The following is a 233-nucleotide window of genomic DNA, read 5'->3' as shown; positions in this document are numbered from 1 at the left end:
GACCCCCAACTACTTTCGGCGCTGAAGCGCTTAACTTCCGTGTTCGGCATGGGAACGGGTGTGGCCGCTTCGCTATCGCCACCAGACAAAAGAATATTAACATCGCCTCAAGGGCGTGTCAATCCATTTCAGGGTTGTTCCCTGAAAACTGAAGACTCATCAATTCATACAAACCATTAGACTAGATCAAAGCCTCGACCGATTAGTATCATTCAGCTCCACACGTCGCCGTG

The 233-nt window shown here is 49.8% G+C and carries 1 rRNA gene; it reads right to left on the bottom strand.

The window, feature by feature from the left end:
- Positions 1 to 86: ribosomal RNA gene (gene rrf / locus KNP86_RS15630) — 5S ribosomal RNA — on the bottom strand; the annotation flags it as partial.
- Between the last annotated feature and the right edge of the window lie 147 nt (positions 87 to 233).

The organism is Exiguobacterium sp. s16, assembly GCF_018618115.1.
GTDB lineage: Bacteria > Bacillota > Bacilli > Exiguobacteriales > Exiguobacteriaceae > Exiguobacterium > Exiguobacterium mexicanum_A.
This window is presented reverse-complemented; position numbering and strand designations above follow the sequence as displayed.